Raw genomic sequence first — 13,104 nt, 5'->3', positions numbered from 1 at the left:
CAGTTTGCTTTCAGCTCGGACGACCGTGCAGCTGTATGGCACGTTCGGCGCTCATCTCACCCTGCTGATCGAAGCCGAAAGTCTTCTGCGGCTGACCGAGCAATCGGGCTTTTTTCGCGTGGTATTCGTCGAACGACAAGCCGCTGCGGTTCAGCGCTTCCAGCGCCAGTTCGCGGGATTCCTCAGCGGTATAAGGGCGCAGCTCGGGAGAAACATGGCCGGCACAACCGGCGAGTACGGAAACAGCGAGCATCAGCGAAACAGTCAGTAAACGGTTCATGGGAGCGTCCTGGCGAGCAATGTGGGGTCGATGGAGAAAGGCTACGCCCGGGCACGCTCGCGCAGAAATCAACGCTCTCAATAGTGGCTATCAGGTTGGCACTAATACTGGCTGACCGGCAGACGGCAGTGCAGCGCATCGTCGTGGCTGCGGGCAATGCTGCTGTGCACCTGGAACGAGTTGAAGGTCACGGTTTTCGCCCGATGCGTACGGATCAACTGCCAGAAATCCTGCTCGCCGCTTTCGAAACTGCGAAATGCCGCCTCCCCCGCTTCGCGACTTTGCCACTGCAAAAAACTCAGCACGCGGCGGCCGTCGTCGCTGGCTTGCACGCTGGCGCTGAGAAACCCGTCGTAACGCTGGGCCAGCCCCTCGGTCTGCGTCGCCAGTGCCGAGACCAGCGCCGCTTGCTGGCGGGGTTCGATTTCGAATTCGATCAATTGGGTAAAGCTGCGATTGCTCATGGAAAGCCCCCACTCATCTTGAAGCGAGCCTTGCGACCCGAAGAGCTGCAGGGTAAAACCTCTAGTTAAGTCAAGGTCAAGGGTATTTTCAGCATGATCAGCAAAGACCAGGTGCACAAGCCTCTCACCGTTGGGGAGGTCTCGGCGCGCAGTGGCGTCGCGGTCACGGCGCTGCACTTTTATGAAGCCAAAGGTTTGATCAAGAGTGAGCGCAATGCCGGCAATCAGCGCCGCTATCCGCGCGCCGTCCTGCGCCGGGTGGCGTTGATCAAAGTCGCGCAACGGCTGGGAATACCGCTGGCGGAAATCGGCGAAGCGCTGAAGATCCTGCCGCAGGATCGCGCGCCATCGGCGGCGGACTGGAAAATGCTGTCTGAACAATGGCAGCGCGAGCTCGACGAACGAATCAGGCAATTGACGCTGATGCGCGATCAGCTCACCGGGTGCATCGGCTGCGGCTGTCTGTCCATGGAAGCGTGTCCGTTACGCAATAAAGGCGACATGCTCGGTGACCGAGGCCCAGGCCCGCACTTTCGCGATGAATGATGATTGCTGCTCGTCGGCGGAAAATCTGTGCAGTAAGGACGGTTCTATAGTGATTGCTACGGGTAAGTCCGGTGTAACCACATCTGTTGAAAACAAAAACAGGGAGAACGTCATGAGCGTCAAACCCATTCCCGAGGGGTATCACAGCATTACCCCGTATCTCGGCATCCAACAGGCTGCCGAGGCCATCGAGTTCTACAAAAAAGCCTTCAACGCCAGCGAAGTCATGCGCCTGACCATGCCCGACGGCAATATCGGCCACGCCGAACTGCGCATCGGCGACAGCGCGATCATGCTTGGCACCCCTTGTGATCAGGGGCCGTTGAGCAATCCGCAGCAGGCGGTGTCGATCGGCTTGCACCTGTATGTCACCGATGTCGACCAGTCCTTTCAACAAGCGCTGGATGCCGGGGCGCAAAGCGTCTCCGAGGTCAAAGACCAGTTTTATGGTGATCGCAGCGGCACGCTCAGAGATCCGTTCGGCCATCTGTGGTTTCTCGCCACGCACAAAGAGGATCTGAGCGAAGAGCAGATTCGCCAGCGGGCGATGGAGATGTTTAACCAAGGTTGAGGGTTTTTTACCTCGGATCAACCGGCAGAAATACACTGCCGATGTAATTGCGAAACATTTACTTTCATATCCGCTTTCGGGATTTTCTTCGCTCATCCGTCTTATAGGAATGCAGGCCGTTCGCGTAGGCAAAAGCCACGAACGGCCTCCCCGGGGAGTTCCGTGCTGCGAAGCCCGTAGCCCGGCCCCTTCCACCGCAATCAAGACGCGCAATCATGTCGAAGAAATCCCGTTCCAAACTGTGGTTCCTGGTGCATAGCTGGCTGGCGTTGCCGATCTGGTTCTTTGTGCTGATCGTCTGTGTCACCGGCACGCTGGCGGTGGTCAGCCAGGAGATTGTCTGGCTGGCCAACCCGCAAATGCGCGCCAGTCAACCGTCGGACGATGCGCCGCGACTTAGCTACGACCAGATTCTCGCCGCGATCAAACAGGCCGAGCCGCAAACCCTGGTGCAGAGCATCAATCGCCCGGACGAGTCGCACTTTGCCCTCGACGTCGAAGTCAGCTACCCCGACGGGCGCTCGTTGACGGTCTATGTCAATCCGTACACCGGGGTCATCCAGGGCACCGCGCCGGCCTTTGATTTCAAAGCGTTCACCCGCGCCCTGCATGGCTGGTGGCTGGTGCCGTTCACCAATGGCTACAGCTGGGGCTGGTATCTGGTGTCGCTGCTCGGCGTGCCGATGCTGGTGTCGCTGATTACCGGGCTGGTGGTGTACAAGCGCTTCTGGAAAGGTTTCCTGCGCCCGACACTGCGCGTGCGCCACGGCGCGCGGATTTTCTGGGGCGACTTTCATCGCCTGTGCGGCATCTGGTCGATCTGGTTCATCGCGGTGATTTCCATCACCGGCATCTGGTTCCTGATCAAGGCGATCCTGTTCGATAACCAGATTTCCATTTCCAGCGAACCGATCATTCCGGCGATGTCCCGCGAAAGTGTGCCGATCTCGGCCGCCGGCACCCCGCCGCCGCGCATCAGCCTGGACCGCGCCATCGAAATCGCCCAGCAGAAGATTCCGGGGCTGGAAGCCAGCTACGTCAACCTGCCGGGCAATGCCTACTCGCACATGAGCGTCAGCGGCCGTGGCTGGTATCCGCTGATGTATCAGACCGCGACTCTCAACCCGTACAACGGCGAAATGGCCTCCTCACGGTTGCTGTCCGATCGGTCCTCGCTGGAATTCGTCACCGAATCCATGCGCCCGCTGCACACCGGCGACTTCGGCGGCATCTGGATCAAATTGATCTGGTTCTTCTTCGGTCTGTTGCTGAGCATGATGATCCTCAGCGGCCTGCTGATCTGGACCAAGCGCACCGCGTTGGCCACCGCCAATGCGCTGAAACGCGAGGACAAGAAAAACCGCGTCACCGCCCAACCGGCGCTGCGCCGTGAACCTTCGGAGGCGAGCCTGTGAACAAAGCCATCTCGGTCACACCGCCCTCGCGCCTGTCGCGTTTCTGGCACAAGTGGCGTTTCCACATCAATGTCCTGCTGTTGCTGATCCCGCTGGGCTTCATGCCGAAATACTTTGCCGATGCCTCGCTGTTTCGCGGCGACAGTGGCCTGGGCCAACGGGAAATAGGCACGGTTCAGGTCGGCCCGTGGAGCCTGCGCCTAGCCGAACTGCGCGACGAGGCACCGCACCTGAGCGGTCCGGCCGGCTATATGAAGGATTTCACTGCCGCCGTTTGTGATACCTGCGTCGAACAGGTCAAGGCTACTTACCTGCGCATCGGCAAGCCGCGCAGTCTGCGCGCCGCTGGCACGATCTTCTTCGGTACGCCTTATCGCATGGGCACGCAAATGCCGATCCCGGCAAAGACCAAACCTGACGCCGAGCTGTGGATCACCATGGAAGGCTGGGACGGCAGCATGCACCAGGCCGCGATTCCCCTGAGCCAAGCCTCCCCCGCCACGGTTGCGTGGCTGAACAAACAAGGAGCCAAACCATGACTCGCTCACCCCTTCACACCCGTTTGCTCGCCAGCGCCGCGCTGCTGCTGAGCGCCGGTTTCAGCGCCAGCGCCCTGGCGCACAACCCGATGTGCGAATGCAAAGCCATCGATGCCGAACAGATCAAATGCACCGGCGGTTTCTCCGACGGCAGCGGTGCGCCGGGGGTGACCCTCGACGTGATCGGCTACGACGAAACCATTCTGGTGCCGGGCAAATTGGGTGATGACTCGACGCTGACGTTCAAGAAGCCCGGCAGTGAGTTCTATGTGCTGTTCGATGCCGGCCCAGGCCACGTTGTGGAAATCGACCAGGCGGATATCGAAGCCCCATGAGTAGCCCGACGACGCAAGTGGTACGCCCGGCCGGCGCCGGCCATGAAACCCTCAACGTGTTGCTGTTGTGCCTGCTGATCCTCGCGGTCGCCGGCTCGGTGGTGGCGTGGCGCGGGGTTTCCCATGAACCGGAGCCGGTCGCGAGCAACCAGTACGACGCCCGCCGCGATCTCAGCGCCGCTGAGCAAGGCATCTATGCCGACCTGCGCGTGACCCTCGACGAAATCCGTCTACTGCGCGAAGAGCAACAAGCCCTGCCGACGCCACAGGTGCTGGCCGAAGAAGGTTTCGCGCCGTTCGCGCAGGATGCCAGTTCGGTCAGCCGTGGCGGTCACGCATGGCAGATATTCGCCGATCGTGCCTATTTCGGTCGGAGTGCGACGCCTGATGTCGCCGGTTCGTTTCTGATGCGTGTCGGCACTGACGCCAACGCGGCGCCGGACATCTGGCTGAACCGCAGCGCCGACCTCGCGCCTGCGGAGGATCTGTCCGACGCGGCGCTGTCCGCCGCTGGCTGGAAACAGATCGTCGCGCAATTCGATGCCGGGGTTACCCGCGAACATCGCCATTGATTCCTCGCCTTTATCCGAGAGAAGACTGCTTGCCCATGTCCATTTCATCTCCTCGCCGTCCATTGTTACGCCTGTTTCTGCTTGGCCTGTGCGCCTGCCTGTTGAGCCCACTGGCCAGCGCCGAGCAAGGCAAACGCCTGCGCATAGGCATCACTCTGCATCCGTATTACAGCTACGTCGCCAACATCGTCGGCGACAAGGCCGAAGTGGTGCCGCTGATTCCTGCCGGCTTCAATCCGCACGCCTACGAGCCTCGAGCTGAAGACATCAAGCGCATCAGCGGGCTGGACGTGATCGTGCTCAATGGCGTCGGCCATGACGACTTCGCCGACCGGATGATCGCCGCCAGCGAAACGCCCAATGTCAAAACCATCGAAGCCAACGAGAATGTGCCGTTGCTGGCGGCCACCGGTGTCGCTGCGCGCGGCGCTGGCAAAGTGGTCAATCCGCACACGTTCCTGTCGATAAGCGCCTCCATCGCCCAGGTCAACAACATCGCCCGCGAGCTGGGCAAGATCGATCCGGACAACGCCAAGACCTACACCCAGAACGCGCGTGCCTATGGCAAACGCCTGCGGCAGATGCGCGCTGACGCTTTGGCCAAACTGACCCAGGCACCCAACGCCGAACTGCGCGTGGCCACGGTGCACGCGGCTTACGACTATCTGTTGCGTGAATTCGGTCTGGAAGTGACGGCCGTGGTCGAGCCCGCCCACGGCATCGAGCCAAGCCCGAGTCAGCTGAAAAAGACCATCGACCAGTTGCGTGAACTCGACGTCAAAGTGATCTTCTCGGAGATGGATTTCCCATCCAGCTACGTCGACACCATCCAGCGTGAATCCGGGGTGAAGCTGTACCCGCTGTCGCACATTTCCTACGGCGAATACACCGCCGACAAGTACGAAAAGGAAATGACCGGCAACCTCAACACCGTAGTTCGGGCGATTCAGGAGTCGGGGGCATGACGTCGAAAGAAACCCTGATCCCTGACAACACCAATAACCCGGTGGGAGCGAGCCTGCTCGCGAAGGCGCCGGATCAGGCAACATCTTCGTTGAATGACACACCGCATTCGCGAGCAGGCTCGCTCCCACAGGGGATAACCGGGCCGGCGCTGGAGTTTGCGGATATCAGCCTGACCTTGGGGCGCACGACGATTCTCGACAAGGTCACTTTCCAGGTGCAGCCCGGCAGCGTGCATGCGCTGGTCGGCCCCAATGGTGGTGGCAAGAGTTCGCTGATCAAGACCCTGCTCGGGCAGATGCCGCATCAGGGCCGGCTCAGCCTGCACTGGCACGGCGAGCCCGGCACCATTGGTTACGTTCCGCAGGCGCTGGAGTTCGATCGCGGCTTGCCGATGACCGTCGACGATTTCATGGCCGCCATGTGTCAACGCCGTCCGGCCTTTCTCGGTTTGAGCAAACACTACGCCGGTGCCATCGGCGAGGCACTGGAGCGCGTCGGCATGCAGGACAAGCGCAAGCGGCGCATGGGCGCGCTGTCCGGTGGTGAGCGGCAGCGGGTACTGCTCGCGCAGGGCTTGATCCCGGCACCGCAATTGCTGGTGCTCGACGAGCCGATGTCGGCCCTCGATGAGGCCGGGATTCAGGTGTTCGAACGTCTGCTGACTGACTGGCGCGCGGCGGGCATCACCGTGCTGTGGATCGAGCATGATCTGGAAGCGGTGGGTCGGCTGGCCGATCGGGTTACCGGCCTCAACCGCCGGGTGCTGTTCGACGCCACACCGCAACTGGCGCTGACCCCGGAACGTCTGCTGACGCTGTTTTCCACCCATCCACGGAGCGCGGTCTGATGAGTTACGAAGCCTTTCGTTTGATGGTCCAGGGCTGGGCGTCTTCCGGTTATCTGCCGGAAGCGCTGGCCTACGGCTTTGTCGTCAACGCCCTGCTCGCCGGCCTGCTGATCGGCCCGGTGCTGGGCGGGCTCGGCACGCTGGTGGTGGTCAAGCGCTTTGCATTCTTTTCCGAAGCAGTCGGCCATGCCGCGTTGACCGGTGTCGCCATCGGTATTCTGCTCGGCGAACCCTACACCGGCCCGTACGGCAGCCTGTTCGGCTACTGCCTGCTGTTCGGCATCCTGCTCAATTACCTGCGCAACCGCACCGGGCTGGCACCGGATACGCTGATCGGCGTGTTTCTCTCGGTGTCGCTGGCACTGGGCGCGAGCCTGCTGCTGATTCTCGCCGGCAAGATCAACGTGCACATTCTGGAAAACGTGCTGTTCGGTTCGGTACTGACCGTCAACGGCAATGATCTGGCGGTGCTGGCCATCGTCGGTTCGCTGGTCATGGCCCTCGCCCTGCCGCTGTACAACCGCATCATGCTCGCCAGTTTCAATCCGCAACTGGCGGCGGTGCGTGGCGTAGCGGTCAAGACCCTGGATTACCTGTTCGTGATTCTGGTGACCTTGATCACCGTCGCGGCAGTGAAGGTGATTGGCGCGATTCTGGTCGGTGCCTTGCTGGTGATTCCGGCGGCAGCGGCGCGCTTGCTTAGCCAGTCGCTCAAAGGTTTTTTCTGGTGTTCGGTGCTGATCGCTACCGTCAGTACGCTGTGCGGGATTCTCGCGCCGATCGTCTTCGACCTGCCGATCCCGTCCGGCGCCGCGATCATTCTGGTCGCCGGCATCGCTTTCGCCCTCGCCGCCATCGCGCGCGGCGTCGTCCCCAGCCTGAAAGGGAACCTTGGATAAATGGCTTTTTCATTGCGTAACCTGACTCTGGCCATGGCCCTGTGTGGCGTGGTCTGCACCCCGCTGCTGGCGGCTGAAACTGCGAAAACCCTGCGCGTCCTGGCCTCGTTACCGATCACCTATGGATTGGGCGAAGCATTGCTCAAGGGCACCGACGTCAACCTCGAACGCGCGGCGCCGGCCAACCTTCCGGGTAGCCGTCAGACTGCGTATTTCACCGGCCGTGGCGCTCCGGCGCTGAGCAAACTGGCCACCGACGCGGACGCGGTGATCGGTCTGCGCTCATTGTGGGCCGATGACCCGCTGTACCCGATCGCCCGGCGCAGCAATATTCGTATCGTCGAAGTCGACGCAGCGCGCCCGGTCGACGGCGCGCTGCCCGGCATTGCCGTGCAACCGGGCCTGCTGGTTGATGGCCTGAACAGTCAGCCATGGCTGGCGAGCAACAATATGGGGCGCATGGCCGATGTGATGGCCGCGGACCTCGTGCGCCTGGCGCCGAGCGCCAAGCCTGCGATCGAAGCCAACCTGGCGGCGTTGAAACAGCGTCTGCTGAAACTCAGCGCAGACACCGAAGCGCGCCTGGCCGAGGCGGACAACCTGAGTGTGATGAGCTTGAGCGATCACTTCGGCTATCTGATTGGCAGCCTCAACCTTGAACTGGCTGGACAGGACGCACGGCCTGATGCCGAGTGGACGCCAGATGAATTAAAGAAGCTGACAGCGACGCTCAAGGACAATGACGTGGCGGTGGTGCTGCACCATCGCCAGCCAGCGGAGCCGGTGAAAGCGGCGATTGCTGAATCCGGCAGCCGTCTGGTGGTGTTGAGTACCGACGCGGCGGATCCGCTGGCGGAGCTGGAGGGGAATGTGGATTTGTTGCTCAAGGGGTTGAGCGGAGCGTAGTTTCAGTAAGTCCGCGTAATCGTTCTTCGCGAGCAGGCTCGCTCCCACAGTTGAAATGCGATCCCCTGTGGGAGCGAGCCTGCTCGCGAAGAGGCCCGCACCCACAACGTCACTCTCCAGACATGAAAAAACCCGCTGACCCTCACTGGTCCAGCGGGTTTTTTATGCCCGGTCGCTTATTGCGCCGCGACTTGCGCATCCATCTTCTGACGCAGGCTCAACGGACGCATGTCGGTCCAGACTTCTTCGATGTAGTCCAGGCATTCCTTTTTCAGGCCGCTCTTGCCCACGGTACGCCAGCCTTGCGGCACAGCTTTGTAATCGGGCCAGATCGAGTATTGCTCTTCGTGGTTGACCACGACCTGAAAGAGGATGTCCTCGCGGTCGAATACTGACGTCATGCTGGTTCTCCATCGTTGTAAGGTCGGCTGCACAACGGATGCAGCCGGGGTATGTAGAAAGAACGTTCGCCGCGCGGAAAAATTTACAGCGCGGCGGTGGCAGCGGCCAATGCGCATCCGAAGATCTCGGCCACCCGATCGATTTCCGCTGCGCTGATCACCAGCGGCGGCAGGAAGCGCACGACCGCGCCATGGCGGCCGCCCAGTTCCAGAATCAGGCCACGCTTGAGGCATTCACGCTGGACCAGCGGCGCCAGACGCGCGAATGCCGGCGGATGACCGAGCGCGTCGGGCGCGCCGTTCGGGTCGACCAGTTCGACGCCGAGCATCAGGCCTCGACCACGGATATCGCCCAGTTGCGGGAAGTCGCGTTGCAGGATGTGCAGATGTTCGCTGAGCCGATCACCCATGGCAGCGGCGTGTTCACAGACCTTGTGCTCTACCAGATAACGCATCACCGCTGAACCGGCGGCCATGGCCATCTGATTGCCACGGAACGTGCCGGCATGGGCGCCCGGTTGCCAAGTGTCGAGCCAGTCGCGGTACACCACCACCGCCAAGGGCAGGCTGCCACCGATGGCTTTGGACAACACCACCACATCCGGAACGATGCCCGCATGTTCAAAGGCAAACATCTTGCCGGTGCGGGCGAACCCGCTCTGGATCTCATCAACGATCAGCGCCACCCCGGCCCTTTCGGTAATTCGGCGCAAGCCACGCAACCACTCGATATCGGCCGGAATCACCCCGCCCTCGCCCTGCACCGCTTCGACGATCACCGCCGCCGGCAATTGCACGCCAGCCTCGGGATCGTTGAGCAGGTTTTCCAGGTAGCTCAGATTGGCGTTGACGCCCGCCGCGCCGCCGAGGCCGAACGGGCAACGGTAGTCGTAGGGGAACGGCATGAACTGCACGCCATTGCTGAGCAAGGCACCCAGTGGTTTTTTCGGCCCCAGGCTGCCCATCAGGCTCAACGCACCCTGACTCATGCCGTGATAACCGCCGGAAAATGACAGCACGGTGCTGCGGCCAGTGGCCGTGCGCACCAGTTTCAATGCTGCTTCCACGGCGTCGGTGCCGGTCGGGCCGCAGAACTGGATTTTCGCCTGTGCCGCCAACTCCGTGGGCAGCAGTCCGAACAGGTCCTGGACGAATTGATCCTTGACCGGCGTGGTCAGGTCGAGGGTGTGCAGCGGCAACTCATCGGCCAGCACCTGCTGGATCGCCTCGATCACTACCGGGTGGTTGTGCCCCAGCGCCAACGTGCCGGCCCCAGCCAGGCAGTCGATGAAGGTACGCCCTTCGACATCCTCGACATACAGGCCCTTGGCACGCTTGAGCGCCAGCGGAATGCGGCGTGGATAGCTGCGCGCGTTGGACTCCTGACGACTCTGGCGCGCCAGTAACGGTGATTCGTGGAATTCGTACAACGTCTCCGCTGGCGCCGAGGCGACCCGGGCCGACGACGCTTCGATAAGGCTGGTGGCGACTGACATCTTTCGACCCCTCAATTCGTATGGATAGTGACCAAAACAGCACACCAACAGGTGCGCGTTCCGGTCGCGGGGCGCACTTGCAGGTTTTCCTGTTCTGGAAACGCTTCAGAGCGGTACGGATTTACACCCTTGATCGAGTTGTCACGGCAGTGAGGACAAAGGTTTGTGCAGCGGCACGGTTTGCAAGCCGGTGGAGAGGCCGGGTGGCGCTGCCTGTTGGTAACCCAGGTGCCGATAGAACGCCTCGGCGGTGCGGGTGCTGTTGAGGTGAACATGCTGCACACCACGAATGCGCAACCAGCCCTCGAGATTGTGCATCAGCGCCCGGCCGACGCCGCGGCGAAAGGATTCCGGCTGGACGTAACACAGCAGGATTTCGCCACTGACCCGGGCCATGCCGACACCGACCGGTTTGTCTTCGAACGAAGCGATACAGAGATAAAAGTGTGGGTCGGCGAGCCGGCTACTGATGAAATCGGCAGAGGAGCGGTTGAGCCAGTCGCTGACCAGAAGTGGATGGTTGCGGTGATCGAGAGCACATCCGATACGGATCGAGCGCTCGACAATACGGTTGATGATGCCGGTGTCGGCCAGAGTGGCCGAACGAACGCAGACGGGTGCTTCCATGGCGCAGTTCCCTCAATCCTTTGAGTCAAAGCTGGGTTGACCTTAGCCCCAACCCTGACGGATAGCGAACGCCGAGAAGTTACATTTGATGTGGAAGAACGTGATCATTTGTGGGAGCGAGCCTGCTCGCGAGAGCGTCAGGCCAGTCAACGTCGATGTTGAATGACTTACCGCATTCGCGAGCAGGCTCGCTCCCACAGGGGATCTGAGGTGAGATCAGAGGGCTTGCAACGGCATGGTCAGTTCGACCCGCAAGCCGTCCGGGCGGCTGTCGAAATGCAGGGCGCAGTCACAGCGCTGGACGATCGCCTGGACAATCGCCAGACCCAGCCCGCAGCCGGTGCTCTGCCCGTTGCGCCAGAAGCGTTGGGTCAGATGCTGCAAATCATCTGGCGCAATGCCCGGGCCATGGTCGCGCACGACAAAACGCACACGATTGCCGATGCTCTCCAGGCTAACCTCGACCGCACAATCTTCAGACGTGTGGCGCAGGGCGTTGTCGAGCAGGTTGCGCAATGCAGCAATCGCCAGCACCGCAGGCATTTGCAGCGGCGCGGTGGGCAGGTCGTCCGGCACGTGCAGCTTGATCCGCAGCCGCTCACCGCCGGTGGCGTCCTGGATCGCCAGTCTGGCCACTTGCTCGGCGCTGCATTGCGAGCCGTCATCAAACGACAGACTGCCTTCGACCCGCGCCAGTAACAGCAATTGCTCAAGGGTGCGATGCAAGCGATCGGCGCCCTCCTCGGCGCGCGCGAGCGACTGATCGCGGGCGCTGCCGTCGGTCATGCGCGCCACTTGCAGGTGGGTCTTGATCGCCGTCAGCGGACTGCGCAGTTCATGCGCGGCGTCGCCGGTCAGACGACGTTCACGTTCGATGGTCTTGCCGATGCGTTGAAACAACTGATTCTGAGTTTCCAGCAGCGGCTTCAGTTCGCTGGGAAACGCCTGCAACTGCAATGGTTCAAGAGAGTCGGCATTGCGCCGCATCAGCGCCTCGCGCAGACGATTGAGCGGCGCCAGGCCCTGACCGATGCCCAGCCACAGCAGGCACAGGCAACCCAGCAAGGCCACACCGACCGGCACCGAAGCAGCGAGCAGAATCGACATGTTCAAGGCTTCGCGCTCGATCTGCCGATCCGCCGTAGTGATGCGCACATCGCCCCGGGCCAGGGTGAAACTGCGCCACGGTGCGCCGTCGATCATCTGATCGTGGAAGCCCATTTTTTCCGCTTCCAGCGCTTGCTCGGGGTTGTTGTGGCTTCGCGCGAGAATCTCGCCGCGCAATGAGCTGACCTGACAGGCCATGCCGCCGGGAATATTCAGCTGTTCGGCGCTGAAATGGGTGCCCTCGCCCTTGCTCGGCAACGTCGGCAATTGCTCGAGCAAGCCGGCGACCATTCGCGCCGAGGCAACCAGGCGCTGGTCGAGGGAAAACATCATCTGATTGCGCAGATCGCTGAGCATCCACGCCGCCGCCAGCGCCCAGATCAGCGCGAAGGCGGCGCCGAGCGTCAGGCTCAGGCGCAGGCGCAGACTCATCACTTGCCTTGCTCTGCGCCATCGGCGGGGCCGAGGCGATAGCCCAGACCACGCACGGTTTCGACGATGCCTTTGCCAAGCTTGCTGCGCAGATGATGGATATGCACGTTCAGCGCGTTGCTTTCCAGTTCGTCGTTGAAGCCGTAGACGCTGTCCTTCAGTTGCTCGGTGGACAGCACCCGGCCGCGATTGTGCAGCAGCGCCTGCAACAGCGACTGCTCACGGCGCGACAAGTCCACCGGTTGCCCGGCCAGACGGGTTTCGCGGCTGCTCGGGTCGTAGGTCAGCGCGCCGTGCTCAATCAGATTGACACTGCGCCCGGCCACCCGGCGCAACAGGGTTTGCAGGCGAGCGAACAGTTCGCGCAGGTCGAAAGGCTTGAGCAGATAGTCGTCGGCGCCGGCCTGCAGACCATCGACACGATCGGTCACCGAGTCACGGGCAGTTAGGATGAGAACCGGAATTTCCAGGCCGCTCTGCCGCAACTGTTGCAGCAACTTGAGGCCATCTTCGTCCGGCAGGCCGAGATCGAGCACCATCACATCGAATTCGGCGACCTTGAGCATCGCCCGCGCCTTGGACGCGGTGTTGACGTGCTCGACGGTCAGACCCTGAGCCGTGAGCCCGGCAACGATGCCGCTGGCAATCAGCTCGTCGTCTTCGCAAACCAGTACGTGCATGGTGAATCCCACAGGAAAAAA

Annotated in this window: 17 protein-coding genes and 1 pseudogene; 11 read left to right on the top strand and 7 right to left on the bottom strand. The window is 61.8% G+C overall.

All coding sequences use genetic code 11. The features are described 5' to 3' along the window. Positions 1-10 precede the first annotated feature (10 nt). Together ACV8MC_RS15460 and ACV8MC_RS15455 are read right to left on the bottom strand one after the other, a co-directional pair. Positions 11-280: a hypothetical protein gene (locus ACV8MC_RS15460; RefSeq protein WP_073472521.1), complete on the bottom strand. Its 270-nt coding sequence runs from the start codon at positions 278-280 to the stop codon at positions 11-13. Positions 281-381: 101 nt separating this feature from the next. Next, positions 382-744: an antibiotic biosynthesis monooxygenase gene (locus tag ACV8MC_RS15455; RefSeq protein WP_150638864.1), complete on the bottom strand. Its 363-nt coding sequence runs from the start codon at positions 742-744 to the stop codon at positions 382-384. Between the two features lie 93 nt (positions 745-837). Between ACV8MC_RS15455 and soxR the strand changes: the two genes are divergently transcribed. The 10 genes from soxR to ACV8MC_RS15405 all read left to right on the top strand — a co-directional run bounded on the left by soxR (position 838) and on the right by ACV8MC_RS15405 (position 8,340). After that, a complete protein-coding gene (soxR, locus tag ACV8MC_RS15450; RefSeq protein WP_150638863.1) occupies positions 838-1,290 on the top strand; it encodes a redox-sensitive transcriptional activator SoxR in 453 nt (150 codons plus the stop codon). A gap of 112 nt (positions 1,291-1,402) precedes the next feature. Beyond that, positions 1,403-1,861, top strand: coding sequence for a VOC family protein (locus ACV8MC_RS15445; RefSeq protein ID WP_056788589.1), 459 nt, complete (start codon positions 1,403-1,405; stop codon positions 1,859-1,861). Between the two features lie 215 nt (positions 1,862-2,076). Beyond that, positions 2,077-3,276 (top strand): PepSY-associated TM helix domain-containing protein, encoded by a 1,200-nt coding sequence (locus tag ACV8MC_RS15440; protein WP_016770800.1) that lies wholly within the window; start codon positions 2,077-2,079, stop codon positions 3,274-3,276. Beyond that, a complete protein-coding gene (locus ACV8MC_RS15435) occupies positions 3,273-3,815 on the top strand; it encodes a hypothetical protein (RefSeq protein ID WP_016770801.1) in 543 nt (180 codons plus the stop codon). Before ACV8MC_RS15440 ends, ACV8MC_RS15435 begins: the two co-directional genes overlap by 4 nt. Then, entirely contained in the window at positions 3,812-4,150 is a 339-nt protein-coding gene (locus ACV8MC_RS15430) for a hypothetical protein (RefSeq protein ID WP_101155631.1), read from the top strand. Before ACV8MC_RS15435 ends, ACV8MC_RS15430 begins: the two co-directional genes overlap by 4 nt. After that, positions 4,147-4,722, top strand: a complete 576-nt coding sequence (locus ACV8MC_RS15425) for a DUF6162 family protein (protein ID WP_150638857.1) — start codon at positions 4,147-4,149, stop codon at positions 4,720-4,722. The genes ACV8MC_RS15430 and ACV8MC_RS15425 overlap by 4 nt, the downstream gene beginning before the upstream one ends. A 35-nt stretch (positions 4,723-4,757) precedes the next feature. Beyond that, on the top strand, positions 4,758-5,687 hold the full coding sequence (locus ACV8MC_RS15420; RefSeq protein ID WP_056788579.1) for a metal ABC transporter substrate-binding protein: 930 nt from the start codon (positions 4,758-4,760) through the stop codon (positions 5,685-5,687). Then, complete coding sequence (locus ACV8MC_RS15415; RefSeq protein ID WP_457262509.1) at positions 5,684-6,535, top strand: metal ABC transporter ATP-binding protein; 852 nt, start codon at positions 5,684-5,686, stop codon at positions 6,533-6,535. The genes ACV8MC_RS15420 and ACV8MC_RS15415 overlap by 4 nt, the downstream gene beginning before the upstream one ends. Continuing rightward, positions 6,535-7,434: a metal ABC transporter permease gene (locus tag ACV8MC_RS15410; protein ID WP_007917717.1), complete on the top strand. Its 900-nt coding sequence runs from the start codon at positions 6,535-6,537 to the stop codon at positions 7,432-7,434. The genes ACV8MC_RS15415 and ACV8MC_RS15410 overlap by 1 nt, the downstream gene beginning before the upstream one ends. Next, the gene (locus ACV8MC_RS15405; RefSeq protein ID WP_457262507.1) at positions 7,435-8,340 is read left to right on the top strand and encodes a metal ABC transporter substrate-binding protein; all 906 of its coding nucleotides are present in this window, start codon (positions 7,435-7,437) and stop codon (positions 8,338-8,340) included. A 176-nt stretch (positions 8,341-8,516) separates the two neighbouring features. Here the strand turns inward: ACV8MC_RS15405 and ACV8MC_RS15400 are convergent, their stop codons facing one another. The 3 genes from ACV8MC_RS15400 to ACV8MC_RS15390 all read right to left on the bottom strand — a co-directional run bounded on the left by ACV8MC_RS15400 (position 8,517) and on the right by ACV8MC_RS15390 (position 10,864). After that, positions 8,517-8,741, bottom strand: a complete 225-nt coding sequence (locus ACV8MC_RS15400; RefSeq protein ID WP_457262505.1) for an MbtH family protein — start codon at positions 8,739-8,741, stop codon at positions 8,517-8,519. An 83-nt stretch (positions 8,742-8,824) separates the two neighbouring features. After that, positions 8,825-10,237 carry an aspartate aminotransferase family protein gene (locus ACV8MC_RS15395; protein ID WP_252876671.1) on the bottom strand — a complete coding sequence of 471 codons (1,413 nt, stop codon included), beginning with the start codon at positions 10,235-10,237 and terminating at the stop codon, positions 8,825-8,827. A gap of 141 nt (positions 10,238-10,378) precedes the next feature. Continuing rightward, positions 10,379-10,864, bottom strand: coding sequence for a GNAT family N-acetyltransferase (locus ACV8MC_RS15390; RefSeq protein WP_150638849.1), 486 nt, complete (start codon positions 10,862-10,864; stop codon positions 10,379-10,381). Positions 10,865-10,974: 110 nt separating this feature from the next. On the opposite strand from ACV8MC_RS15390, the pseudogene ACV8MC_RS15385 reads away from it, so the two are divergent. After that, positions 10,975-11,064, top strand: a pseudogene (locus ACV8MC_RS15385) (metal ABC transporter ATP-binding protein); the annotation flags it as partial. A gap of 16 nt (positions 11,065-11,080) precedes the next feature. On the opposite strand, the gene ACV8MC_RS15380 reads toward ACV8MC_RS15385, so the two are convergent. Both ACV8MC_RS15380 and ACV8MC_RS15375 read right to left on the bottom strand, forming a co-directional pair. Beyond that, positions 11,081-12,403, bottom strand: a complete 1,323-nt coding sequence (locus ACV8MC_RS15380; protein ID WP_423521560.1) for an ATP-binding protein — start codon at positions 12,401-12,403, stop codon at positions 11,081-11,083. Beyond that, complete coding sequence (locus ACV8MC_RS15375) at positions 12,403-13,083, bottom strand: response regulator (protein ID WP_039759813.1); 681 nt, start codon at positions 13,081-13,083, stop codon at positions 12,403-12,405. Before ACV8MC_RS15375 ends, ACV8MC_RS15380 begins: the two co-directional genes overlap by 1 nt. Between the last annotated feature and the right edge of the window lie 21 nt (positions 13,084-13,104).

It is taken from the genome of Pseudomonas sp. PK-RTE-24 (assembly GCF_054052265.1).
This window is presented reverse-complemented; position numbering and strand designations above follow the sequence as displayed.